Source organism: Kitasatospora sp. NPDC058032, from assembly GCF_042885845.1.
GTDB lineage: Bacteria > Actinomycetota > Actinomycetes > Streptomycetales > Streptomycetaceae > Kitasatospora.
Genome location: NZ_JBHVRK010000029.1, coordinates 69,102 through 92,505 on the forward strand (window position 1 = coordinate 69,102; position 23,404 = coordinate 92,505).

Annotated in this window: 17 protein-coding genes, 5 pseudogenes and 1 riboswitch; of the genes and pseudogenes, 6 read left to right on the top strand and 16 right to left on the bottom strand. The window is 72.9% G+C overall.

Annotation, left to right across the window (positions count from 1 at the left end; translation table 11 throughout):
• Window positions 1-71 precede the first annotated feature (71 nt).
• The 5 genes and pseudogenes from ACFVUH_RS31990 to ACFVUH_RS32010 form a co-directional block, all read right to left on the bottom strand.
• Window positions 72-536, bottom strand: coding sequence for a flagellar hook-length control protein FliK (locus ACFVUH_RS31990; RefSeq protein ID WP_387916913.1), 465 nt, complete (start codon window positions 534-536; stop codon window positions 72-74).
• A 29-nt stretch (window positions 537-565) separates the two neighbouring features.
• On the bottom strand, window positions 566-1,627 hold the full coding sequence (locus ACFVUH_RS31995) for a prenyltransferase/squalene oxidase repeat-containing protein (protein ID WP_387916914.1): 1,062 nt from the start codon (window positions 1,625-1,627) through the stop codon (window positions 566-568).
• A 101-nt stretch (window positions 1,628-1,728) separates the two neighbouring features.
• Window positions 1,729-1,868, bottom strand: a riboswitch (cobalamin riboswitch).
• Window positions 1,869-2,019: 151 nt separating this feature from the next.
• On the bottom strand, window positions 2,020-2,793 hold the full coding sequence (locus ACFVUH_RS32000) for an enoyl-CoA hydratase (protein ID WP_387916942.1): 774 nt from the start codon (window positions 2,791-2,793) through the stop codon (window positions 2,020-2,022).
• Between the two features lie 48 nt (window positions 2,794-2,841).
• Window positions 2,842-3,300, bottom strand: a pseudogene (locus ACFVUH_RS32005) (CbtA family protein); the annotation flags it as partial.
• On the bottom strand, window positions 3,264-4,043 hold the full coding sequence (locus ACFVUH_RS32010; protein ID WP_387916916.1) for an adenosylcobinamide amidohydrolase: 780 nt from the start codon (window positions 4,041-4,043) through the stop codon (window positions 3,264-3,266). The pseudogene ACFVUH_RS32005 and the gene ACFVUH_RS32010, both read right to left, overlap by 37 nt.
• Before the next feature lie 275 nt (window positions 4,044-4,318).
• Between ACFVUH_RS32010 and cobF the strand changes: the two genes are divergently transcribed.
• Complete coding sequence (gene cobF, locus ACFVUH_RS32015) at window positions 4,319-5,080, top strand: precorrin-6A synthase (deacetylating) (RefSeq protein WP_387916918.1); 762 nt, start codon at window positions 4,319-4,321, stop codon at window positions 5,078-5,080.
• Between the two features lie 316 nt (window positions 5,081-5,396).
• Here the strand turns inward: cobF and ACFVUH_RS32020 are convergent.
• The 7 genes and pseudogenes from ACFVUH_RS32020 to ACFVUH_RS32050 all read right to left on the bottom strand — a co-directional run.
• Window positions 5,397-5,537 (bottom strand): annotated as a pseudogene (locus ACFVUH_RS32020) (hypothetical protein); the annotation flags it as partial.
• A 391-nt stretch (window positions 5,538-5,928) separates the two neighbouring features.
• Window positions 5,929-10,662, bottom strand: coding sequence for a DNA repair ATPase (locus ACFVUH_RS32025; RefSeq protein WP_387916920.1), 4,734 nt, complete (start codon window positions 10,660-10,662; stop codon window positions 5,929-5,931).
• Between the two features lie 14 nt (window positions 10,663-10,676).
• Window positions 10,677-12,686: a flotillin family protein gene (locus ACFVUH_RS32030; RefSeq protein WP_387916922.1), complete on the bottom strand. Its 2,010-nt coding sequence runs from the start codon at window positions 12,684-12,686 to the stop codon at window positions 10,677-10,679.
• Window positions 12,687-12,736: 50 nt separating this feature from the next.
• Window positions 12,737-13,327 (bottom strand): hypothetical protein, encoded by a 591-nt coding sequence (locus tag ACFVUH_RS32035; protein WP_387916924.1) that lies wholly within the window; start codon window positions 13,325-13,327, stop codon window positions 12,737-12,739.
• Between the two features lie 153 nt (window positions 13,328-13,480).
• A complete protein-coding gene (locus tag ACFVUH_RS32040) occupies window positions 13,481-14,590 on the bottom strand; it encodes a PucR family transcriptional regulator (protein ID WP_387916926.1) in 1,110 nt (369 codons plus the stop codon).
• Window positions 14,591-15,004: 414 nt separating this feature from the next.
• Window positions 15,005-15,347 (bottom strand): annotated as a pseudogene (locus tag ACFVUH_RS32045) (glycosyltransferase family 2 protein); the annotation flags it as partial.
• 375 nt (window positions 15,348-15,722) lie between these two features.
• Entirely contained in the window at window positions 15,723-16,337 is a 615-nt protein-coding gene (locus ACFVUH_RS32050) for a CPBP family intramembrane glutamic endopeptidase (protein ID WP_387916928.1), read from the bottom strand.
• A 355-nt stretch (window positions 16,338-16,692) separates the two neighbouring features.
• Between ACFVUH_RS32050 and ACFVUH_RS32055 the strand changes: the two genes are divergently transcribed.
• Together ACFVUH_RS32055 and ACFVUH_RS32060 are read left to right on the top strand one after the other, a co-directional pair.
• Window positions 16,693-17,070 (top strand): hypothetical protein, encoded by a 378-nt coding sequence (locus ACFVUH_RS32055; protein ID WP_387916929.1) that lies wholly within the window; start codon window positions 16,693-16,695, stop codon window positions 17,068-17,070.
• A gap of 115 nt (window positions 17,071-17,185) precedes the next feature.
• Window positions 17,186-17,326 (top strand): hypothetical protein, encoded by a 141-nt coding sequence (locus ACFVUH_RS32060; RefSeq protein ID WP_355359480.1) that lies wholly within the window; start codon window positions 17,186-17,188, stop codon window positions 17,324-17,326.
• A 333-nt stretch (window positions 17,327-17,659) separates the two neighbouring features.
• On the opposite strand, the pseudogene ACFVUH_RS32065 reads toward ACFVUH_RS32060, so the two are convergent.
• A pseudogene (locus ACFVUH_RS32065) lies at window positions 17,660-18,184 on the bottom strand (MFS transporter); the annotation flags it as partial.
• Window positions 18,181-19,557: an NAD(P)-binding domain-containing protein gene (locus tag ACFVUH_RS32070; protein WP_387916931.1), complete on the bottom strand. Its 1,377-nt coding sequence runs from the start codon at window positions 19,555-19,557 to the stop codon at window positions 18,181-18,183. The pseudogene ACFVUH_RS32065 and the gene ACFVUH_RS32070, both read right to left, overlap by 4 nt.
• Before the next feature lie 290 nt (window positions 19,558-19,847).
• Here ACFVUH_RS32070 and ACFVUH_RS32075 point away from each other — a divergent pair, with 290 nt between their 5' ends.
• Both ACFVUH_RS32075 and ACFVUH_RS32080 read left to right on the top strand, forming a co-directional pair.
• Window positions 19,848-20,207, top strand: coding sequence for a metalloregulator ArsR/SmtB family transcription factor (locus ACFVUH_RS32075; protein WP_387916932.1), 360 nt, complete (start codon window positions 19,848-19,850; stop codon window positions 20,205-20,207).
• Between the two features lie 657 nt (window positions 20,208-20,864).
• Window positions 20,865-21,053 (top strand): annotated as a pseudogene (locus ACFVUH_RS32080) (IS5/IS1182 family transposase); the annotation flags it as partial.
• A 92-nt stretch (window positions 21,054-21,145) separates the two neighbouring features.
• Here ACFVUH_RS32080 and ACFVUH_RS32085 read toward each other — a convergent pair.
• A complete protein-coding gene (locus tag ACFVUH_RS32085; RefSeq protein ID WP_387916933.1) occupies window positions 21,146-21,949 on the bottom strand; it encodes an NAD(P)H-binding protein in 804 nt (267 codons plus the stop codon).
• 242 nt (window positions 21,950-22,191) lie between these two features.
• Between ACFVUH_RS32085 and ACFVUH_RS32090 the strand changes: the two genes are divergently transcribed.
• The gene (locus ACFVUH_RS32090) at window positions 22,192-22,386 is read left to right on the top strand and encodes a hypothetical protein (protein ID WP_387916935.1); all 195 of its coding nucleotides are present in this window, start codon (window positions 22,192-22,194) and stop codon (window positions 22,384-22,386) included.
• A gap of 33 nt (window positions 22,387-22,419) precedes the next feature.
• Here ACFVUH_RS32090 and ACFVUH_RS32095 read toward each other — a convergent pair whose 3' ends face one another.
• Complete coding sequence (locus tag ACFVUH_RS32095) at window positions 22,420-23,211, bottom strand: alpha/beta fold hydrolase (RefSeq protein WP_387916937.1); 792 nt, start codon at window positions 23,209-23,211, stop codon at window positions 22,420-22,422.
• Window positions 23,212-23,404: the final 193 nt, after the last annotated feature.

Genomic DNA, 23,404 nt, shown 5'->3' on the forward strand with positions numbered 1-23,404 from the left:
ACCACCCCTGGAACCGCCGGTGCCCCGGTCTCCGTCGCGGAGGACCGGGGCACCGGCTGTGCGAACGGGTGTCAGGGGGCGGTGATGCCCGGCTGTGCACCCGCGCCGAAGGCCCAGCCCTCGACATCGCCGGGGGCCGGGTTGTAGCTGGCGGCGCCGAGGCTGCTGTATGACCAGGGTCCGCCGTGCTGGGCGTGCCAGTACGACCAGTACGCGCTGCCGGTGGGGTTGGTGCAGGTCGTCGGCAGGGCGTTGATGGTGCAGACGAAGCCGGGGTAGCGCGGGTGGAAGGTGTACGAGAATCCGGCGCCGGTGAGCGCGGCGAGTCCGCTGGCCGGGTCGCCGGGCGCGCAGCCGGTCTGGATGCCGCCGCCGACGGCGGTGAAGTCGACCACGACGGTGACGCCGGTGGTGCCGGTGCAGGCGGCAGCCCGGGCCTCGGGGGCGTGCACGGCGCCGGCGCCGAGGAGGCTCACGGTCAGCGCTGCGACGGCGGCGAGCGAGCCGAGGGTGCGGCGGGTCAGGTGCTCGGTCATCAGGTCTCTCCTCGTGCGGTCGCGGGCGGTCAGGGGGTGGCGGGCGCGGGGCAGGCCAGGGTGGGCGCGTCCTGGCGCGCACCGGCGGCGGAGAGGGTGGCCAGCGGGGTGCCGGCCAGGCCGAGGACGGCCTGGCCGGTCGCCCGGGCCGCGTTGCCGGGGTTGAAGCCGGAGGCGTCGTAGGCGACCGCGCCGCGCACGGCCGGGTCGGCGTCGCAGCGCTGCTGGAACTTGACCAGGCGGCTCCAGCCCTTGAGACCGGCGCCGAAGCGGGCGTTGGAGAGCAGCGCCTGGGTCGCGAGACCGGTGGAGTTGGCGTTGGACGTGGTGGACCCGGCGGCCGAGAAGCCGCCGTCGGCGTTCTGGTGGGCGGTCAGCCAGCCGAGCCCGGCGGCCGCCTTGGCCGCGCGGCCGGTGGCGGCGAGCGCCTGGACGGCGAGGGCGGTGGCGTCCGTGTCGCTCGTGCAGGCGGCCTGGCCGAAGGAGACCGGGAAGCCACCGTCCGCGCACTGGCTGCCGGCCAGGAAGTCGACGGCGGCGGCCGGGGCGCCACCGGGGGTGCGGTGCAAGGCGATCAGGGCGAGCGACTGGCCGAAGGCGTTGCTGTAGTCGCCCCACTGGGAGCGGTCGGAGAAGCGGCCGCTCGGGGCCTGGAGCGAGCGCAGCCGGGCGGGCAGGTCGACGCCGCCGAACGCGGTCGGGTCCGCGCCGCGCACCTCCGCGGCGAGCAACAGCTTGGCGGTGGCGCCCGCGTAGGCCTCGGTGGTGCCGTCGCCGAGGTAGCCGGTGAGGATCGCGGGCTGCGCGAGCCAGGCGGTCGCCCTGGCGGCGGCGGTGTCCGCGCTGCGGGAGGCCGCGAAGGCCAGGACGGCGTCGATGGTGAGGCCCTGGTCGGGGTAGGCGGTGCCGTCGAAGACGGACTCGAAGTGGTCGCCGTCGACGAGCCGGCGGGCCAGCCATCCAGCTGCGGCGGTGTCCGGACGGATCGTGGGCGAGTCCGCCCCGACCGGTGCGGCGACCGCCGGAAGGGCAGTGGCAAAGGCGATGGCCGGTATCGCGAGGAGTCCGAGGGTGCGGCGGAGCGTGGTCACGAGGTTCCTTTCCGGGCCTGGACGCAGGGGCCCGGAGGGAGCGTCGGCGCGTGCCGGGGCAGCCCACGGAGCTCCGGCCCGCAGACCACGACGGGAGGAGTGGACGACACATCTCCGCCGACGGGTACTCGGGCTCGCCGCCGACACGGGGTCGACGGCCTACCGTTGCGGGTCAGCGCCGGATTCGGACCGGCTTCCCCCGACGGCGGAGTCGGAACATGACGGCCCATCATGACGAGGCGTGAAACGAGGGTCAAGAGCCCAGTACGACCAATCGCGGGAGGACCCGTCAGGTCGTCGACGACCGACCTCCGGGAAGCACCGGACCGGTCCCGGACGTCCCACGACCGTGGTGCGGCGCCCCTCTACCGGGCGCCGCACCGCGGCGGGCGTCAGCGGTGGGTGAAGGAGGCCGGGCGCTTCTCGGCGAAGGCCGCCATGCCCTCCTTCTGGTCGGCGGTGGCGAACGTGGCGTGGAAGAGGCGGCGTTCGAAACGGACGCCCTCGGCGAGGGTGGTCTCGAAGGCGCGGTTGACGCTCTCCTTCATCATGATCGCCGCCGGGGCGGACATCGCGGCGACCTTCTCCGCCGTCGCCAGCGCTTCGGCGAGCAACTCGCCCGCCGGGACGACGCGGGAGACCAGGCCGGCCCGTTCGGCCTCCTCGGCGCCCATCATCCGGCCGGTGAGGCACAGCTCCATCGCCTTCGCCTTGCCGACCGCCCGGGTGAGGCGCTGCGAGCCGCCGATGCCCGGGATGACGCCGAGCTTGATCTCCGGCTGGCCGAACCTCGCGGTGTCGGCGGCGAGCAAGATGTCGCAGAGCATCGCCAGTTCGCAGCCGCCGCCCAGTGCGTAGCCCGCGACGGCGGCGACGACCGGCTTGCGGAGACGGCCGAGCTCGTCCCAGGCGGCGAACCAGTCGCCGAGGTAGGCGTCGACGAACTCCAGCGACCGCATCTCCTTGATGTCCGCGCCGGCCGCAAAGGCCTTCTCGGATCCGGTGATCAGCAGGCAGCCGACCCCCGGGTCGCGGTCGAAGTCCCGTGCCGCAGCGATGACTTCGTTCACCCATCCGCCGCTCGGCGCGCGGAGCAGGCACCCCCGAGTGACCGCCGCGGGTGCGCAGACCCCGGCGACCTGCCCCACCTCTGGCACCGAACCCACCGAGCGGTGCAGCGGCCCCGCAACGCGACCGAGCACGACGTTGTCCGGCAGGACGAGGGCGAGCACGGCCATCACCACGGCGTAGCCGAGGCCGGCCGCGACGACGGCGTTCCAGGTGCCCAGACGCGGAGCCAGGCGCTTGCCGAGGATCACCGCGGCGACGCCGATCAGCACGCTGAGCGCGATCATCAGGAAGAACAGCGCGGTGCGCTTCCCGATGGTGTCCGGGTTGCCGACCGCCGGCGGCATCGCCGGGTACTTGAGAAACGTGCCCGACCCGGCGGCCGCGCCGCACGGCGGCGAGTCCGTGCGGCAGTTCTGCGCCCGGGTGGGCGCCTGGCTGGACGGCACGGCGGCCGCGCTGGGCGGCCGGGTGCTGGTGGTCGCCGAGCCGGTTTCGACGGCTCCTGGGTGGCGCACCCCGGCCGGTCGTCCTGAGGCTCCTGCGGACGGCTCATCACCCACCCCGCTCACCGGCCGGCGTGCAGGACGTTCTCGCGGCAGCACTCGGGGCTCGGCCCCTGATGGGGTACGGCAGGTCCACGGTCCCGCCGCCGGCGGTCGCGCTCAGCCCCGTCGAGCACGGCTCGGTGCACGGCACGGGCCAGCCGGGACCCCCACACGGAGCGCGGGCCGCCGAACGGGTCGGCCGCCGCAGGCGTGTCCGGTGTGCGGACGGCCACGCACACCGCGTCGGACGGCGTCCCGGAACAGTCGTACCCGGCCTCCAAAAGGGCTTGCACCTTGGCCTCGGTGGCCGTCGCGAGCAGGTTGACCAGACCGCCGTCGGTCACCTGGGCCGGCACCACCGCGAGGATGTTGATCGTTCCGGGAACGAACGCGCCCGGCGCGAACAGGACGGGCACCGACGCGGCGGGGTCAGCGGCCCACGTCGGGACCCCGATGCCGGTCGTCACCAGGGCAACGACGCCACCGTCCTCGCTCCACGTGCAGTCGTCGACCTCGGCGGCGGTCATCAGGCCGACGCCCGGCCCGCTCAGGCCTTCGGCCGCCGCGAGCTCCGCCAGGTGCCGATCGGGGTCCATGCGGGAGTAGCCGGACCTGACCTGGGCGTTCAGCACCCAAGCGCGCTCGCCGAGCCCCCCGCCCAGGACGGCACTGCTGACCATCCGCCACCCCGGGCCGGCCTCCCACACCAACTGGTGGCGGCACGAGCCGTCCTCCGTCCGGGCACGCCGCAGGACGACGGGTGGCCGCTGCTCCGGCACGAAGCTGTCCGTGGTACTCACCTCTCGGCACTCGGGATCCGCCCAGCCCTCCCCCGGCTCTCGGGCGCGCGGTGGCCGCCGGCCGGGGCGGCCGGGGATTCCAGCGGCCCGCAGCATCCGCAGCCGTTCCTCCCCCGCCCGTATCCGCGAACGTATCACTGCCTCCGGTTCGCCGAATTCGCCGGAACCCACCCGCTCCCTACGAGGAATCCGCAGGTGGCGCGGCCCGCGGGGAGGTGTCCGGTCGCGGCCGACGCCGGCGACCACCGGGTCCGGGATCCGGCAGAATCGCGGTCATGCGGCAGATCATCGTCATCGGCATCGGTGCGGGCGACCCGGACCACCTCACCCTGCAGGCGGTCAAGGCCTTCGCCCGCACCGACGTCTTCCTCCTCCTCGACAAGAACGAGCAGCGCCAGGACCTCATGCGCCTGCGGCGGCGGATGATCGAGGAGCACGCCCGGCCCGGTCATCGCGTGGTCGAGGTACCGGACGCCGAGCGCGACCGGACCACCCCGGCCTACACCGAGGCCGTCGAGGACTGGCGCCGGCGTCGGGCCGAGCTGGTCGGCCGGCTCGTCGCCGAGGAACTCGGCCCGGACGGCACGGGCGCGCTCCTGGTCTGGGGCGACCCGAGCCTGTACGACAGCGTGACCGCCGTCCTCGACGAGGTCCTGACCGCCGACCCGGGCGCGTTCCGCTACGAGGTCGTGCCCGGGATCAGCAGCGTCTCGGTGCTCGCCGCACAGCACCGCACCACCCTCACCCGGGTGGGCCACCCGCTGCGGATCACCACGGGCCGCCGCCTGGCCGAGGACGGCTTCGGCCCTGGGAGCGAGGACACCGTGGTGATGCTCGACGGCCAGGCCGCCTTCGACCGGATCGACCCCGAGGGCGTGCACATCCACTACGGCGCCTACCTCGGCGCCCCGGACGAGATCCTGGTCTCTGGTCCGCTCGACGAGACCGCCGCGGAGATCACCCGCCGGCGCCGGGAAGCCCGCGAGCGCAAAGGCTGGATCATGGACACCTACCTGCTCCGCCGCACCGAGGACTGACCGGCCGGCACCCGGCGGGCGCGCAGGGCCCGGCCGGCGCCTCCGGCGGCGCCTGTTGCAGCACGCGCACGCGTGCGCTACTCACGCCGAGCTGTCGCCGGGTGGCCGGCAGGCTCTCGTACTCCCGGTCTGTGAGGACGGTCAGGACCTGCCCGTTGATGCGGAAGCGGCGCGCTGCTGGTCTCCTGCTCATGCAGGGCCCCCTTCCTCACGGCGGAAACGCGCTTCCCCGCGATCGTCCATGAGGAGATGGGAGGCGCCTGGGGCGGGCGCGGTACTCGTACCGCGCCCGCCCTCTCGCGCTCACGCCGGTCTGTCAGCCGGCGACTTCCTCCCGCAGGCGGCGGGCGGCACCGACCAGGCTCTCCAGAGAGGCCCATGTCTCCGCCCAGCCGCGGGTCTTCAGGCCGCAGTCGGGGTTGACCCACCGCCGCTCGGCCGGGATCGCCGCCAGTCCGGCGAGCGCGGCGCCGCGCTGCCACCAGCGGCGCGTCGGCGCGGCGCCCTGCCCGAAGTCGGTCAGCGCGGCGCGGGTGACCCGCAGCGCTTCGCTGTTCAAGTCCTCTGACTGCTCGGTGAGTTCTTCCAGCAGCCGGGTGTCGATGTGCTCGCTGGCCATCATGTCCCGTCTCGGCTCGGCGGCCCGGCCGAATGCCGGACCGCTTCCTCCCGGCCTTCGGCACCCTCCCCGCCCCGGCTTGGCCGCCGGGCCGGAACCGACGGCGATTCACCTGTGCGGGTGAGTTCACCGGAGGCAAAGTTGACGGCACGGACCGGTTCCTCACCGGGGCCGGTACGTCGTCCCCGGCCCCGGCCCGATACCACCACCGTCCCGCGCGGCGGTGGCGTCAGTGCGCGTTCGGGCTTCCCGTTCGGAGTGTCTCCCAACGGGATTCCTCGTCGGCGGTGAGGGTGCCCCGCAGTTCGGCGAGCTTGAGGAGCTGGGCTTCCGCCGCGGCACCGAGGGTCCGGGCCTCGGCGCGGTAGTGGTCGGTGACGAGGGCGTCGACTTCGGTGTCGTCCATGGTGGGAACGACGCGCCCGGCGATCCTGGCCATGTTCCGGTACGAGCCCTGGAGCAGGAACGGCGGCTCGGTCCGGCTGCTGTCGGTCCGGGCGGCGGAGTCGATGTAGGCGCGGTTGACGGCGAGGACGGTCGTGCGGATCCGCAGCAGCTTGGCCAGGACCGCGGTCATCCGCTCGGTCTCGGCCGCGGACCACGGCCGGGAGAGCGCCCGCCCCGCGGGTTCTCCGGCGGCCAGGCGCAGCAGGGTCTCCAGGTCGGCGTGTTCGGCGGTGGCCAGCGGTGCCAGGTGGGGGTTGGCGGTCAGAACGTTCTCGATGAAGCTGAGGGCGAAGAGGTCCTCGCGGCCCGCGACGACGTCGCCGAGGTCCCACACGTCGGCGCGGTTGGCGAGCATGTCGGGGATGCGGAAGGCCCGCCCGGATTCGGAGTAGGGGTTGGCGGCCATGACGACGGCGAAGCGCTTGCCGCGCAGGTCCCACTCATGGGCCCGGCCGTCCCGGACGCCGTCGATGCGGCGCTGGGCGTCGCACAGCGGGATGAAGCGCTGGAGGAGTTCGGGTGAGGTGTGCTGGACGTCGTCGAGGTGGAGGAGGACGTTGCTGCCGGCGTGGAGGGCGAAGTTGACCTTCTCGATCTCGCGCCGGGCGGTGGCGTCGGGAGCGTCGGCCGGGTCCAGGGAGGTGACCCGGTGCCCGAGAGCCGGGCCGCTGACCTTGACGAGGAGCAGGCCGAGGCGGTCGGCCAGGTAGTCGACGAGGGTGGTCTTGCCGTAGCCGGGCGGGGAGACGAGCAGGAGCAGGCCGCTGCGGTCCGTGTGGGCGGTGCCGCCGGCCGTGCCGAGCTGCCTGGCGAGGTTGTCTCCGACGAGGGGGAGGTAGACCTCGTCGATGAGGCGGTTGCGGACGAAGCCGTTGAGGGGCGCGGGCCGGTACTGCTCCAGGCGCAGCCGGGTGCGCTCGGTGTCCAGTACGCGGGTGCGCGCCCGCTGGAAGGCGCGGTACGCGGGCATCGTGTCCCTGCGGAAGTCACCGGTGCGGGTGAGGAGTTCGTCCAGGCGGAGGACGAGGGTGCCGCCGTGGACACGCGGGTGGTCGCCGCGCAGGCCGGTGACGGTTGTCGCGACGGGGCCGTCGACGCGGTAGCGGGGCAGGTTCGGGGCAAGGAGCGCGGCTGTTGCCTCGGCGAGGTCGCCGGGATCCGCCGGGTGGCCGGTGGCGGCCGTGAACGCCTCCAGCCAGGCGGTTGCCAGTTGGTGGCGGACGGCCAGACGGTCGGGATCGTCGGGGATCGTGGCGAGGGCCTCGCCGAGGTGCTGGGCGCCCGGAGTGGCGTGGAAGCCGTCGAGCAGGGCGGTGGCGGCGGGTTGTGCGACGAAGCCCGCGGTGCGGTGGGCGAGTTCGTCGACGAGGTAGTGGCCGGCCCGGGCCTGTGGCAGCCCTGATCGCCCGGTGAAGTCGTCGACCGCTCGGTCGAGTTCGTCGGCGAGCAGGCCGAGGGCGGGGACGGCGCCGAAGCTCGCGCGGACGGCGGTGAGCGAGCGGGCCCGGGCGGTCCAGATCGTCCTGGCCGTCTCGTCGGCGCCGTGGGTCCAGAAGAGCTGGGCGACGGCGCGGGCGGCGGCGGGGTGGCGCAGCAGGCCGGCGGCGGCGTGCAGTTCGAGCAGGGTGCGGAGGATCGCGGTGGCGTCGTGGTCGTGCACGCCGCGCTGGTGTCCTTCGTCGTGGCGTTGTTCGGCCGCCCGGCGGACGATGTCGGACAGTGCGCCGGTCGCGGCCGCGGCCCGGAGGCCCTGGAGGCCGTCGGCTTCGGCGTCGAGGAGCAGGCTCGCGGCGAGGAGTTCGGCCCGGTAGACCTCCGGGGTCTCGGAGACGAGGGGTTGGTCCCAGAACCGTTCGGTGGCCGCGAAGGCGGGGTCGGTGACAGGCGCGCGGTAGTCGGTGCCGGTGAGGGCGAAGGTCGGGCAGCCACGCCGGGCGACGAGGGTGAGTTCGGGGCGCTGTGTGGCGATGGTGAACAGGTGGCGGCCCAGGCGTACCGTACCGGGGCCGCCGGTGGCCGGGGCGGCGCGGTCGCGAAGGGCGTGGTGGGCCTGCTCGCGCGCCGCGTGCAGGCGGCCGGCGACTTCCTCGGCGCGTACGGGGTCGCCGAGTGCGGCCAGTCGCTCGGCCAGCTGCCGGATCTTGGCGGCCATCGGGTCGGTGGCGAGCGCGGTGTCGATGTCGGCCGGGGAGCCGAGGGCGGCCAGGCGCGGGCGCAGGGCGTGGAGGAGGCGGTCGGCGGAGGCGGTGAGGCGGTCGGCCTGACGGGCCTGCTCGTCGAGGAGGGTCTGGCGGCGGGCGGTGAGGGTGTCGTGGATCTCGGTGCGGCGGCCGGCGAGTTGTTCGGTGAGCACGGGGTCGGCGTCGGCGAACCGGGTCTCCAGCTGCTCGATGCGCAGGAGCAGTCGGGTGAGTTCCTCGTCGCAGCGCCGGGGGGTGTCGGCGGTGGCCAGTGCCGTGGTGGTGGCCTGGGCGAGCAGGGCGGACTCGGCGGCGAGTTCGGCGGCGGCTTCGCGGGTGCGCAGTTCACGGCGGCGGACGGTGAGGGTGGTGCGGGCGCGGTTGAGCAGTCCGAGGACGTCGGTGAGGCGGTCCAGGACGGCGGTTCGGACGGTGGCGTCGGCGAGGTCGAGCGTGGTGACCAGTTCGGAGACGGTCTGCAGCGCCTCGGTGTGTTCGGCGATCAGGTCCGCGAGAGGGGTGGCGTCGGCGGCCGTGGTGAGTGCTTCGGCCGCGACGGTGAGGTCGGCGGCCTGCCGGTGCTGGTCGCTGAAGGCGTCCGGCTCGGCAAGGAAGGCTACGGCCCGTTGTGCGGCCTCTGCGGTGCCCTCCGCGAGGTGTGCGGCGAGCCGGTCGACGCGGTGGGTGTCGACGCGCCGCAGCGCGCGCAGGGCCTCGACCTGTGCGTGGGCGCGGCGCAGTTCGGCGAGTCGGGCGATCCAGTCGGCGGCGGAGGCGGGGACGCTGTCGTGGACGGGGCGCAGGAGGTGTTCGACGTGGTCGCTGGTCGTGGCGACCGCGGCCTCCGCGTGGGCGGTGAGCCGGGTGGCGGTCCCGTGTTCGGTGATGGCCTGCCGCGCCGTTTCACGGATGGCGGTCAGGGGTTGGTGGAGGTCGCCGAGGCCGGGATCGGCCAGCCAGTGGTGGCGGTCGGTGGTGCGGGCGCACGCGGCGAGGACGGCCTGGTGGCCGGCGGCGGTCTCGGTGGGTGCGGCGGCCAGACGGGCGAGGGCCAGGCAGTCGGCCAGGCCGCGGACGAGGTCGGGGTTGCCGATCCGGGCGAGCGGGCCGTGCCCGGCCGCCCGGGTGGTGGTGTGCGCCTCGTCGGTGAACGGGGTGCGCCAGATCTGTGCGGGGTGCAGGCGGGCTGGTTCGTCCGTCGTGCGGGGAGCGATGAGCGTGCCGTCGCCGAGCAGCGCGTGGCCCTGGCTGAGGAGGGGTGAGGTCGCTTCCTGGCGGACGCTGTTGTAGGGGAGCAGCAGGGTGCGCCCGTCGGTGGGGTCGCGGAAGGTGAAGAGGGTGTCCTCGCCGTTGGGGGAGGTGATCGTCCGCTCGTGGCACAGGCCCTCGGTCGGCTGGTCGAACGCCCGGTGGGTGCCGTCGGTGAGGACGTAGCCGCCGGGGAAGGCCAGGCCCTGGTCGGCGGGCAGGAGCAGGCAGGACTGGCCGAGGGCGTCGACGCGCACCGTGCCGCCGGTGGGCAGGTGGCAGACGAGGTGGCGGAACGTCCGCTCGCGGTAGGGCCTGATCCGGAGCAGCAGCAGGGTGCCGAGGCGTCCGTAGGCGATGTCGGCGTCGGCACGGGTCTGGTGCGGTTCGTCCAGCGGTTCCTCGTGGACGGTGCGCCCGGCCGGGGTGGCCAGGCGCAGCGTGCCGCCCTCCGTCGTCAGGACGAGTTCGCCGTCGAGGGACACGGCCGGCGGGCGGCCCGGCAGGTCGTGCTCCGCGGTGATCGCGGTCCAGCGGAGCTGTGGGCCGTCGGCCGGTGTGTGGTCGCGCTCGCCCCGGGCGTCCAGGTAGGAGGGGGTGCCGTCGGCTGCGAGGTGCCAGCGCAGGACCCGCAGGTCTCCCCGGGCCGGGCCGGTGCGGAAGACGGCCAGCAGCCTGGCGCCGAGGAGTCGCAGCTGTTCGAGGCGGGCGTCGCGGTAGTACCGGTGCAGTTCCTCGAAGTCCTGCCGCAGCCGGGGGTCGTCGAGGAGGCCGGGTACGGCCGTGACGGGCGCGGCGCTGAGGTCCGGGTGGTGGAGGGTGAGGATGTCGTCGAGGCCGGGCGCGGGGCCGGTGGTGTGCTGCCAGCCGGCCAGGACCAGGCCACCGACCGCCACCGCGTCCCGCAGGACGCGGGGCTCGGTGGTGGTGAGCCGTCCGGTGCCGGCGAGTGCCGGTTCGCCGCCCCCGAACTCCGCGACCCGGCGGGCGTTGAGCGCCTGTGCGCGCTCCGCCAGGTCGGCCGCGGCCCGGGTCAGGCGGGCGCGCAGTACCTCGTAGGTGTCGGCGTCGACGACGTCCTCGCTCACCTGTGCCGCCCTTTCTACTTCTTCGTGCCGTCGAGGACCGCGAGCGGGGTTTCGGCGACGCCGAGCCGCTTCGCCGAGGCGAGCAGTTGGGTGAGCGGTCCGGTCTGGTCCCCGCCGGCGCCGATGAGCTTCATCAGCAGGGCGGAGACGGTGAGGTTCTGCACGTCGGCGGTCGAGACGGAGGAGAGCACCCGGGTGAGGTCCGCGGTGAAGTCGGCGCTGCCGTCCAGCCAGGGTCCGGCGAGGGTACGGGCGGTATCGGAGTTGGCGACGAACGCGTCCACCGCTTTGCCCGCGGAGACGGACTGCACCAGGCGGTCGAAGAACACCGAGTCGCCGCCGACGATGTCGATGGTGGCCTTCTCCAGTCCGGCCGCCACCAGGGCGGCCTGGGCCTCGGCGATCTGCCGCTGGGTGTCCAGGTGCGCGAGGCGGACGTCCTTGTCGGCGGCCAGGCGCAGCCGGTACTCCTCGTGGCCGCGGCCGGCCTCGTCGAGGGCGGCCATGGCGGCGGCCTTCTCGGTCAGTCCCTCGGCTTCCGCCTTGAGCTTCGCGCCGATCTCCAGCGCCGCTGCGCACGCCTTCTCCGCGAGGACGGCGGCCTCCGCCAGGCCGACCTTCTCGATCGCGACGGCCTCCTGTTCGCGCACCCGCGCCTGGGCGAGGCCTTCGGCGGCGGCTTCCGCCTGGATGCCCTCGGCGAGGCGGATCTTGCCGGCTGCGTCCAGCTCGGCGGTCTGGCGGCGGGCCTCGGCCAGGACGAGGGACTCGCGCGCCTTGTGGTCGGCGGCCTGCTCGGCGGCCTCGGCGGCCTTGATGTCCTTGACCAGTTGTTCCTGCGCCTCGGCCTCGGCCTGGATGACCACGGCGCGGCGCCGGCGCTCCGCCTCCTCGACCGTGCGCAGGGTCATGATCGACTCCTCCTGCTCGGCGACGGTGCGGTCCACCGCGACGCGCTCGCGGACCACGTCGGCGACCTGCCGCTTCTCCTCCTCGACCTCCTTGTCCTTGGCGATCCGGGCGAGCTCGGTCGCGCGGTCACGGCCGATCACCTCCAGCAGGCGGTCCTTCTCGATGCGCTCCGCCTCGATCGCGATGACCCGCTCGCGGTTCTTCTGCGCCACGGCGACCTCGCGGGCCTGGTTCTCCCGCTGGATGCCGAGTTGCTCCTCGGTCCTGAGGAAGGCGGCCTGGGCCCCGAGCCGCTCCTCCTCCTGCACCTTGGCGATCTCCGCCTCCTCCTTCGCCCGGAGGGTCTCGATCTCGCGGCGCTGGCGGATCTCCGCGTCCGCCTGGCGGCGCTCCAGCTCCAGGACGGCCTCGCGGGCGTCGACGTTCTGCCGGGTGATCTCCTTCTCCTCGGTGCGCTGGTACTCATTGGTGCGCACGTGCTCGATCGCCGTCAGCTCGGTGATCTTGCGGATGCCCTGCGCGTCGAGGATGTTGTCGGCGTCGAGCTGCTTCAGCGGCGTCTGTTCCAGGTGGTCGATCGCCGCGTCCTCCAGGCTGTAGCCGTTGAGGTCGGTGCCGATCACAGCGATGATCTGGTCGCGGAACTCGTGCCGGTGGGTGTACAGGTCGGTGAAGTCCAGCTGCTTGCCGACCGTCTTCAGTGCCTCGGAGAACTTCGCGGCGAACAGGTCCTGCAGCGTCGCCTGGTCGCTGGCCCGGGCCGTGCCGATCGCCTGGGCCACCTTGATGACGTCCTCGACCGTCTTGTTCACCCGCACGAAGAACGAGATCCGGATGTCGGCGCGGATGTTGTCCCGGCAGATCAGGCCGTCGCGGCCGGTGCGGGAGATCTCGATCGTCTTGACCGAGATGTCCATCTGCTCGGCGCGGTGCAGCACCGGCAGAACGACCGCACCGGTGAAGGTCACGTCGACCTTCCGCGCCCTTGAGATGATCAGTGCCTTGCCCTGCTCGACCTTGCGATAGAGGCGGCTGGTGAACAGCAGCAGCGCCAGGGCGACGAGCAGGACGACGGCGATGAGCACGCCGAAGCCGACAGCGATGGTGTCCATCACGAATCCCTTGTGTGGAAAGGCAGTCCGAAAACGGGGCGGCGAACGGGTCAGCCGCCGAACGGACCGGAGTCGAACGCGGTCACGAGGAAGCACTCGCCCGCGGGGTCGTAGTCGAAGATCAGCGCGGTCCGGCCGACCGTCAGCCCGGGCTCCCCGGTCAGGGAGCGCACCTGGACCACCGCGCTCGACCCGTCCTCCGCGACGACCTCCGCCTGCCCGAAGTCGTCCGTGACCCGGCCGGTGCGCACCACGCACAACCGGCCCACGAAGTCATGGCGCCGCAGTGCCCGTTCACGGGGCAACCGGTCGGCGATCGGACGCAGCACCGCCCTCGTCCCCACCCAGCCGGCGGCCAGAGCGACCACCAGGACGACGGACCGCGCCGGCACCCCGGCGGTCAGCGCCGAACCGGAGAGGCTCACGAACCAGGCAATGGCGACGAGCATCGAGCCCGTGACCGTCACCGGCACGCCGCCCGGCCCGAGCGCGGCCAGGACTCCCCCGCGGGTGTCGACACCCTCTCCCCCGTCCAGGGCGTCGACACCCGGGCCACCGAGCAGCACCAGCACCCAGTACCCGATGACCACCAGCAACGCGAAGCTGAACAGCGCCGTGGGATAGCCCAGAGCGACCTCCACGAATCCCGGCACCCGTTCCACCCCCGTCGCCCCGCGTCGCGGCACCGTTCGGTGCCACGGCAATCCTTGCGAGCGAAGGCCTGTTCGCACATTGCCAGGACCAGGCAATCTTTATGCCGCGTTAACACCCTGGGTCGCGCAGGCGGGCACGACTCAGAGCGGTTGCTGGGGCCATCCCAGCAGGCGGGCTCCCATCGCCGCCGTCTCCAGGGTGTAGCGGTGCAGCGGATCCGAAAGGTCGTACCCGGTCAAGGACTTGATCCTCGCGAGTCGGTACGACAGCGTCCGCACGCTCACCCCGAGCCGCCGAGCGGCCTCCGCGTTCACGTATCCCGCCTCCGCCTGCACCGCGATCGTCTCCAGCAGTGCCCCCGCCCCGCCCCGCGCCCCGCCCAGCGGGCCGAGCACGCTGCGCACCAGATCCGCGATCGCCGCGCGGTCCCGCATCAGCACCGGGAACACCAGGAGCTCCTCCGCCCGCAACAACACGGCCGGCAGGGCGAGCCGATCGGCGAAGTCCAGCGCCCCCAGGGCCTCCTCGTAGCTGCGGACCACCCCACCCGCCCCGGAGTGACGCCGCCCGACGGCCACTCGCCGGGCCGGTCGGTAGCCGACGCCCGGCCCGAGCACCAACTGCGTGAAGAAGTCCAGCACCGCGCGCTCGCTGTCGGGAGCGACGCACAGCAGCCGGCCGTCCTTGCTCGCCAGCAGCACGTCCCGTTCGCCGAAACGGCCCACCAGCTCGCGTTCCACCCTCCGCACCACCGGGTGCACGTCGCCGTACGGCTCCTCCCCGACCGCCACCGCGACGGCGTGCGCGCCGGCCAGCCGCAGCCCGAAGCGCTCCGCCCGTTCCGCCAGCAGCCCCGGATCGCTGCGCCCGTACAGCAGGTCGTCGATGAACTCGCGCCGCAGCGACTCCTCCTGACGCACCGCGAGCCGCTGCGCCCGCTCGTGGCCCTCGCCCAGGGCGGCGAGCGAGGCGTCCGTCGCCGCGAGGACCGCCTCCCCCGCCCGGCGCAGCTCGCCGAGCGTGGTGGCCCCGGCTATCCCCGGCAGGGCCTGCCACTGCGCACGAGTCGCCCCCAGGCACTGCGCGACCACCTCTCGCAGCCCCTGCCCCGCCTCCGCACTGTGCTCACCGAGTTGCCGCAGCCCCTCCAGCTCCGGACGCCGGAGCTGCCGGCCCGAACGGGAGACGTCCGCGAGCAGTTCCACGTACTGGCGGACCAGCCCGGTGGGCAGGCCGCCGTTCCCCGTCATCGGGCCTGCTCCGGCCCCGGAGCGGGCACGACGCCCTCTTCGGCGCTCCGGGGGGCTGCCCCGGGTGGCAGGACGGGCTCGAAGCACACGACGGACAGCACAGGAGCTCACCCCATGTCGACGAGGAGCGTAGGGGGCCGCTCCACTACCCGCCGACCAGACTTCCCGGCACACCGGGCAGAACCCTACCGTCCCCTTGACGGTTCCTTGATGTGCGGTCGGCAGCGGGCATCCGCCGTCCTGTGGTGGCGGCTGCGCGTTGGGCGAGTTCGACCGGTACGTGGCCTGGCTCAGGAGCACGCCCGGCGCGACCCCCGACTGGTTCACCGACTCTGCCGCCGCGGCCGTCCTGGCAACCTGAGCCGACGTCCAACTGCACGCCGTCCGCACCTGACCGGCGACTGGGCCCGGCTGTCAGAAGACCGGCGGCCGGCCCAGCTTCGCCATCTTCACCCACGGTGCTCCACCGCATCGGCCTCCTCGGCTGGCACGACACCCGCACTCCCTCGAAGAACCCGCCCCACCACGCCTTCAAGCCGTCCATAGGTGGGCGGCGCAGCAGGGTGTAGGCGATCCAGGAGGTGAGGTAGACGGGCACGAGCGCGGCGGGCAGGTAGCGCTTGGCGAGCCAGACGCGGTTACGGGCGGTCATGCGGTAGTAGGCGGCGTGGCGGGCCGGATCGGTACGGGGGTGCTGGAGGACCAGGTCCGCCCGGTAGTCGATGCCCCACCCGGCGTCCAGGGCGCGCCAGGCGAACTGGCGGCGCTGGCTCGGTTGTACGAGTGGGCGGTGCAGCACGATCTGATGCCGGCCAGCCCGGTGGTCATGCGGTCGGTGCCCGGTCGGAGCGGCGGGCGTGGCCAGGCACCGGCGGCGTCGGCGAAGAACGCGAGGGCGAGCGAGGTGCGCCGGCTGACGCCGCGGGCGTTCTGCCGCTGGGTGGAGGCCGGGCTGCTCGGGTTCGGTGCCGATGGTGTGCCGGCGCCGGGGTGGGCGGGGCAGATGACCGACCGTAACGGGGCCTTCGTCGACCTGCTGTTCTCCTCCGGGGTACGGCTGGCGGAGGGCGCCGTGCGAACGAGTGATGCCCCCGCCCGGGTGGGCGGGGGCATCACTGGTGGATCGGCCGTGTCAGTGGCCGGCGGTGCGGTGGGCCGTCGGCGCGGACGGGGCGCCGGCCCCGGTGTTGGCCGGGGGTTCGACGGTGCGGCGCTTGGCGATCACGAGGACGATCAGGACGACCTGGAGCACGATCGGCAGGACCATGCCGGGGGAGGCCTTGGGGTCGGTGCCGACCGCGTTGGAGACGAGGCTGAAGTCCCACAGGCCGTGGACGAGCATCGGCAGCAGCAGGACGCCGCCGACGCGCAGGCACAGGTAGAAGAAGTAGCCGGAGGTGGAGACGATCACGGCTTGGAGGATGGCCTGGGCACCTTCTCCGAAGGCGTTGCTGACGTGGACGACGCCGAAGACCACGGAGGACCACAGGGCGACCTTGCCCTCGCTGAGTCCGGCGCGTTTGAAGACCTGGACGCCGATGCCGCGGAACATCAGCTCCTCGCCGATGCCGACGAGCGCGGTCATCGCGACCAGGGCGAGCACCAGGGAGGCCGGCTGGTCGGCGAGGTTGGGGTAGTTCACCGCCAGGACGGCGACCACCAGCATCGAGACGGGGACGAACCGCACCCAGCGCCGCACCGGTGCGCGGTAGTTCAGGACGCTGCCCCACCAGCCGAGCCAGGTCACGACGCCCGGTTCTCCATGGACACAGTTTGATGACAGGGCCGCTTCGGCCGATCCCGGGGCCTGCCCCACCCATGAGGTGGCGGGCCGGTTCGTCCGCCTCGCGGGATGCTCGCGATCCGTCGGGATCGGTCAGTTTCGATCTTTCCCCGCGCACGGCCGGGCGGGCTGATGGAATGACCGGCGACCAAGGCCCTTTTCTGCATCGTGGAGTTCCCGTGAACTGGCTGGACGCCGTCCTGAAGATCATCACCCCCCTCGAACCGATCATCGTGCCGCTGATCACCAGCAACCGTGACGTGAAGCACGCCATCAAGCCGATCTCCTGACCCGCCCACTGCGACGAAGCGGAAGGACCGTGCGCTTCACCGCCCTGCTCCGGGGGATGGCCTCGACGTTCCTTCGGCCCCGGCCGCCCAGGACCGAACGGGACCAGCCCCTCACCCGCGCCCAGATCCTCGCCCTCCTGGACGAGCTGCCCGTCAGCGAATGGCGCTACGACTGGGACCCCGACACCCTGCACATCGGCCCCATGGCCCAGGACTGGCGGGCCGCCTTCGGCTACGGCCGGCGCGAGACGACCATCGACGTCGTCGATTCCCAAGGCGTCCTGATCGCCGCCGTCCAGGAACTCTCCCGCCGCCTGCGCCACCTCGAACAGCAGCACGCCGCACAGCCGCCCTGCCGCTGCGCGCACGCCCACACGCCCGAACCCGATCCCGCATCCGCACCGTGAAGGAGCACTCCATGACCCTGACCCAGGCGATCATCGACCTGCTCAACGCCCTCGGCCCCCTCATCACCCCGCTCTGACCACCCGACCACCCACGGCACCGGGAGGACCCGCCCCCGTGAACACCACCCGCCGCGCCGCGACCGCGGCCGCCGCGCTCACCCTGAGCACACTCGCCCTGCTCGGCTCCACCGCCGTGCTGACCTTCGGGACCTCCATCCCCCAGATCTTCCACCTGAGCGTCGGCATCGGCACCTGACCCGGCACACCACCCGGGACCGCCGGCGGACCGGCCGTGACCGTTGATCGGGAACGGCCGGTTCGCCGCTTGCGGGACCGGGCCCGCGGCCGGAAGGCTCCGGAGGAGTCGCGCTCCGGGCACCGGAGTGCAGCACGAGCAAGAGGGGCGGGGCAGAGAACGTGAGGGCTCGGGCAGATCGTCTGCCCGAGCCCTCACGCCGGTTCGGTACAAGATGGCACGGCCGTATCGGCGCGCTACAAAGTGAAAAGGTCGTTGCGCACCCCGGAGCCGGGGTAGTTGCACTTGTGGACGATGACCGGCGCACCGTCATTGAGGCTGGCGTCGGACGGCCGACGGCGCCCGGTAAGCCTCGGGCCAGGGCGCGCGCAGGGAGAGCGCGTGGGCGGGCACGGTCACGACGGCGAGCAGCAGGGCCAGGACGAGGTAGGTGGCACGCCAGCCGAGATGCTGGGACAGGGCCTGCGTCAGCGGCGCGAACACCGTCGAGGCCAGCCCGCCGGCCAGGGTCAGCGTGGTCAGCGCCCGCACATGGTCGGGTTGGCGCCACCGGGTGAGCGCGGCGAACGCCGGCTGGTAGAAGGTGGCCGCCATCGCCGTCCCGGCCAGGAGCCGGCCGACGAGGATGCCCACGAGCGCGGAGACGAGCAGGGCCGCCGAGAAGGCGGCCGTGGCCGCTGCGGCGGACCACGCGGTGGTCTCGGTGATGCGGGAGGACAGGACCGGGAAGGCGCAGTAGAGGATGCCCTAGCCGGTGATCTGGGCCAGGCACAGCGCCGGCAGCGCGGCGCGAGGCCGTGACGGGGCCGAGGTCCCGGTCGCGGCCCCGCCGAGGCGGGTGGTGGGCTCCGGGGTCAGCAGCCGCCGGTCGAGGGCTGGGTGGGCGCGCCGAGGCCGATGCTCAGGACCTCGGGCGCGGCCGGGACCGAGCAGCAGCCACCGCCGGCCTGCTCGTCCTCGGGCTGGTCGAAGAGGCCGGCGCCGCCGCACACTCCGGTCTCCGGAAGGGTGAGCTCGACGCGGGCCGCGGCCTCGTGGTCCCCGGCGAGGGCGGCGGCGATCGAGCGGACCTGCTCGTAACCGGTCATCGCGAGGAACGTCGGGGCCCGCCCGTAGGACTTCATGCCCACCAGGTACACGTCGCTCTCCGGGTGGGCGAGCTCGGCGGCGCCGTGCGGGTAGACGGTGCCGCAGGAGTGCTGGTTGGGGTCGATCAGCGGGGCGAGGGCGGCCGGAGCCTGGAGGCGCTCGTCGAGGCCGAGGCGGACTTCGGAGAGGAACGACAGGTCTGGGCGCAGGCCGGTCAGCACCAGCACCTCGTCGACGGGCTCGCTGTGGCGGCCGTCCTCGGCGACCAGCACCAGCTGCTCGCCCCGCGGCTCGACGGCTGTGGTGCGGAAGCCGGTGAGCGCGGAGGCGTGCCCGTCGTCGACGGCCTTCTTGGCCCGCAGGCCGAGTGCGCCGCGGGCGGGCAGCTCGTCGGCCTCGCCGCCGCCGTAGGTGGAGCCGGTGATGCCGCGCCGCAGCACCCACACGGCGTGCGTGCCGGCCTCCTCCTGCGCCAGGTCTGCCAGGTAGGCGAGGGCGGTGAACGCGGAGGCGCCGGTGCCGACGACCGCGGTGCGCCTGCCCGCGTACCGGGCGCGCACGACGGGGTCCTTGAGGTCCGGGACGCGGTAGGAGATCCGGCCGCTCGCGGCGCGCTCGCCGAGGGCGGGCAGGCCGTCGGCCCCGAGCGGGTTGGGGGTGGACCAGGTTCCGGAGGCGTCGATGACGGCGCGGGCCAGGACGCGCTCCTCACGGCCGTCGGCGTGCTCGATGTGGACGGTGAAGGGCTGCTCGTCGCGGCCGGAGTCGACGATGCGGTCCCGCCCGGCGCGTGCCACCCCGGTCACCCGGGAGTCGTAGCGCACGCGCTCGCCGAGGACGTCGGCGAGCGGCTGGAGGTACAGCTCCGCCCAGTCGCCGCCGGACGGGTAGGCGGCGCCGTCGGGGCGGACCCAGCCCGTGGGGGCGAGGAGCTTCTCGGCGGCCGGGTCGACGACCTCGGCCCACGGGGAGAACAGCCGCACATGGGCCCACTCGCGTACCGCCGTCGCGGCCGAGGGCCCGGTTTCCAGGACGAGGGGCTCGATGCCCTGCTCGATCAGGTGCGAGGCGGCGGCCAGGCCGATCGGGCCGGCCCCGATGACGACGACGGGCAGCTCGGACCCGGCAGCGGAGGCATTCACAGCAGTTCTCCCTTGCTTCGACATCTGTCGATGACCTGTTGTGCTGCCAGCATGGCATCTTGCTTCGATGGGCGTCAACATAGGCATTCATCAAATCAAGGGTCGACTCCGGCGGCCGGAAGCCCCGACACCGCCGCAGTCCACCCCGCGCACGCCGCCACCGCCCATCCGGACGGCGGTGCGACTCCACCCGGGCCGGAGCGCGGTGCGCATCGGACTCTCGCCTCACCGACCGCCCGCCTCGAAGGACTCCACTTCCCTCCTGATTCAACAAGTGTCAATATTGATGCATGTCGAATGTGAAGACGCTGCCGCTGGCGGAAGCGGCCGAGGTGGTGCCGTGCTGCCCGCCGCTGACCTCCGCCGACCTCTCCGAGGCCGACGCGATCACGATGGCCGCCATGTTCAAGGCTCTCGCCGACCCTGTGCGACTGCGGCTCTTCTCCCGGGTCGCGTCCCATCCGGACGGTGAGGCCTGCGTGTGCGACATCCAGGACGTCGGGGTCTCGCAGCCCACGGTGAGCCACCATCTGAAGAAGCTGCGTGATGCCGGCCTCCTCTCGTCCGAGCGGCGCGGCACGTGGGTCTACTACCGGGTCGAGCCCGGTGTCCTTGCCGCCATGGCCGCCCTGCTCGCCGACCGGCACTGATCCGCAGGGCCCGCCTCCTGGTGCGGGCGGAGGCCTTCGGCACGGCCGCGACCGCCACGTCCTGGGGCGGGTGGTCATGTCGCGCATCTCCGACCGCTGCGCGTACACCGGCGGCATCGGAGTGCTCCGTCTGTGCGGTGCCCCGGCCGCCCCGCGGCCGGGGCACCGCTCCCACCCCCCTCTCGGCACTCATCACCTCGACCGGGCCGGCCGGGATCTGGACCGTTCAGTCCGCGAGCTTCCCCGAGAACACCACCGGCCTCGCCCTGCACCGGCGCCCACGGTTTCCGCTCCATCGGCATCCGCGAACGGTTCGGCCGCCATCGCGGCGTCCGGCGCGATGGCGCTCTCGTCGAACAGCGCAGTGGCACCGCGGTGTGCACCAGGAGGGCCAGGGGCTTCGAGAACCCGATCACCGCAGTTCGGCGTGATGGGGATCAGGCCGCCCGGAACGTGCTGGGCCCGGTCTGGAAACGTTGAACGTGTCGCCGCTGGTCATGGTGCTTCTCGTGGTTGAGCCTGGGCCATCTGACCGCTGAGCTTAAGAGGTCGCGCAGACAGGCGCGATGGGGCACCTCGGGAGAAGAAGAGACACAGGGCCTGGTGATCACGGGGCGGCGACGCTCTGTGATCACCAGGAGACCTGTGCCTGCCTTGATCCGCAACCGCCGTGACGAGTGGATCCGGCTCGCAGTCTTCATCCGGCTCCCGCATATCGCCCTGGCGGCGTACGACCGCATCGTCGGGCTCGTCCTGGACCAGATCGCCATCGATGGGTCGATCACCAAAGCACCCGGAGGCGGAGAAGCCGCCGGACACTCACCGGTCGACCGGGGCAAACAGGGCCCGAGTTCTCACCAGCTCCAGCGAAGCACCAAAGGAGAACGAGCTGTATCCCTTGAACTACCAGGACCCTGGAGGCCGTCGGCGGCGGTCGGTTACGGCATCGCCTCGAATGCCTCCCGATGGTCGCGTGCCCACTGCTCAAACGTGCCCGCCGGCCGGCCGAGCACCCGCGGCACGTGATCGGTGACGTAGGCCGCACCGCCGGCGCGCGCCCAGCCGACGCCGGTGCGCATCCCGGCCGGCAACTGGTCGAGCGCATTCGTGTCGGTGATCCTGACCGGCCGTTCCAGCACGCCCTCCAGGATCGCCGCCTGGTCCGCGAACGTCAGCAGCTCCGGCCCGGTCAGGTCGTACCGCTGCCCGTCATGCGCATCGCCGGTCATGGCGGCGACGGCGACCGCAGCCACGTCCCTCGGGTCGACGATGGCCTGCCGGGAGTCACCGGTCAGGTTCGGGATCGGCTCTCCGGCCTGGATCAGCGCCCGATGCCACAAGACGTTCGAGGCGAAGCTCGGCGGGCGCAGCATCGTCCACACGAGCCCGCTGGCCTCGATCGCCTCCTCCGCGGCAAGGTGCCACGCGCCGACGGTCGCCCCGTCGAACCGCTCGCCGCTGCCGATGGCGGACAGCTTGACGATCTTACGGACGCCTGCCGCCCGGGCGGCCGTGACCAGGGCGACGTCCTGGTCCGCTGTTGGTACGGGGGGCACGGTTACGAGGAAGACCGTGTCGATGTCGGCCACTGCGCGCGCCAGCGACGCCGGGTCGTCGAAGTCGGCCCGCACCCCGCCGGGCCGCTCGCGGCGGGACATCGCCCGGAACGGTAGGCCGCGCTCGGTCAGCAGGCGGACGACGTGACTGCCGATGGTGCCGGTGGCACCGGTAACAAGGATCATGTCCCGACGATGACAGCGCTCTCACGGCTCCTGATAGGAAGTTTCGGCACTATTGATTTCTCCGGGGTTGGTGGGAGCCGCGTCTCCACAGAGTTCGGGAGCCGGTGGTTCTCCGGTGAGTTCGGGAGCCAGCTGGTGTGATGGCGTGCGACATGCCGCTTTTGGAGTAATCAGCACGCTTGTGGGCCGTTAGGTCGTCACACCGCGCCAGTTGATCATGGTCCAGGTCAGGGGAGACCGCTATGAACAGGTGGCGTGAGGTGCTGTTCGAGAGGATCCGCCGGGCTCACCGGGAGGGAGTGTCCGGACGGGAGCCCGCCACGCGGTTCAAGGTGTCGCGGAGCACCGTGAAGCAGGCGTTGGAGTCGCCGGTGCCGCCGAAGCGGAAGCCACTGCCGCCGCGCCCGGGCGTGCTGGAGCCGGTGAAGGGCTGCTGAAGTGCTCCTCGGCGCCGTGCGGCCGGCCTCGGCTCACTGAGCCAGGTGTCGCTCCAACGCGGCGAGGAATGCGTCTGGGTTCTCGAGGTGGCAGGCGTGGTCGCCGGGCAGTTCGAGAACCCGGGTATCGGGAAGCCGTTCGTCGAGGACGGCGACGACCCTCTTGAGCCAGTCGGTGGTCGCGGAGCCGTGGACCAGGAGGACAGGGCACCGGATGTCGGCGAGTTCGGCGACGTCGCGGTCCGGCCGGTCAGCCTGCGCCGAGCTCCAGGACAGGGCCATCCGGTGCGGGACCCAGCGCGGCCAGGCGGGGTGGTCGCGGGCCTGCTCCTTCGACGGTGCGAGTCCGGCGAGTTCGAGGAACTCGGCCAGGTCATCCTCGCTCACGTCCTGTCCGGCCAGCGCGTGCAGGAACTGGTTCAATCGTGCGACCTCGGGGGCGGACTCGCCGAGGCCGTCGAGGATCCAGTACGCGGCGGGCTCCACGAGCGTCAGCGTCCTCACCCGCTCCGGATGGGCCAGGGCGAACTCGACGAGGGCCCGTCCGCCGCCGGACCACCCCGTGAAGTCGGCCGTCTCGACCCCGAGGGCGTCCACCGTCATGAGCAGTGATTCACGCTCGATCGCCGCGGTGTACCCGGCGTCCCCGCGCTCGCCGGCCGAGCCGAGCTCATTGTGGATCGGCTGCACCCTGACGGTCCGCCGCCTCGCCGACAGGGCGTCCGCGAGCGGCGTCCACGACACCCATCCAGTGAGCCCGCCAGGCACCAGGACGACCGGTGGCCCCTCACCCTTCACCTCGTTGACCAGGACCCTCGGTTTCATCGTCCACCTCCGACGGGTCCCGACCCCCGGGGCCCGCGCAGCGAACCTATCGACACTGGCACGACTGCTCCCCCGGACGCTCCGCCCACGCCAGCACATCACCCGATCCATACCGTTCGTCGTGGGCCGTTCCGGTCATTCGTAGGATCGGGGCACCCAGGGGTGCTGGGTATGGCTGTCACCCGACCGCCGA

Coding starts and splice junctions, on each gene's coding strand:
- ACFVUH_RS31990 (WP_387916913.1), bottom strand. CDS start 536: ATGACCGAGCACCTGACCCGCCGCACCCTCGGCTCGCTCGCCGCCGTC.
- cobF (WP_387916918.1), top strand. CDS start 4,319: ATGCGGCAGATCATCGTCATCGGCATCGGTGCGGGCGACCCGGACCAC.
- ACFVUH_RS32030 (WP_387916922.1), bottom strand. CDS start 12,686: ATGGACACCATCGCTGTCGGCTTCGGCGTGCTCATCGCCGTCGTCCTG.
- ACFVUH_RS32040 (WP_387916926.1), bottom strand. CDS start 14,590: ATGACGGGGAACGGCGGCCTGCCCACCGGGCTGGTCCGCCAGTACGTG.
- ACFVUH_RS32075 (WP_387916932.1), top strand. CDS start 19,848: ATGTCGAATGTGAAGACGCTGCCGCTGGCGGAAGCGGCCGAGGTGGTG.
- ACFVUH_RS32085 (WP_387916933.1), bottom strand. CDS start 21,949: ATGATCCTTGTTACCGGTGCCACCGGCACCATCGGCAGTCACGTCGTC.
- ACFVUH_RS32090 (WP_387916935.1), top strand. CDS start 22,192: ATGAACAGGTGGCGTGAGGTGCTGTTCGAGAGGATCCGCCGGGCTCAC.
- ACFVUH_RS32095 (WP_387916937.1), bottom strand. CDS start 23,211: ATGAAACCGAGGGTCCTGGTCAACGAGGTGAAGGGTGAGGGGCCACCG.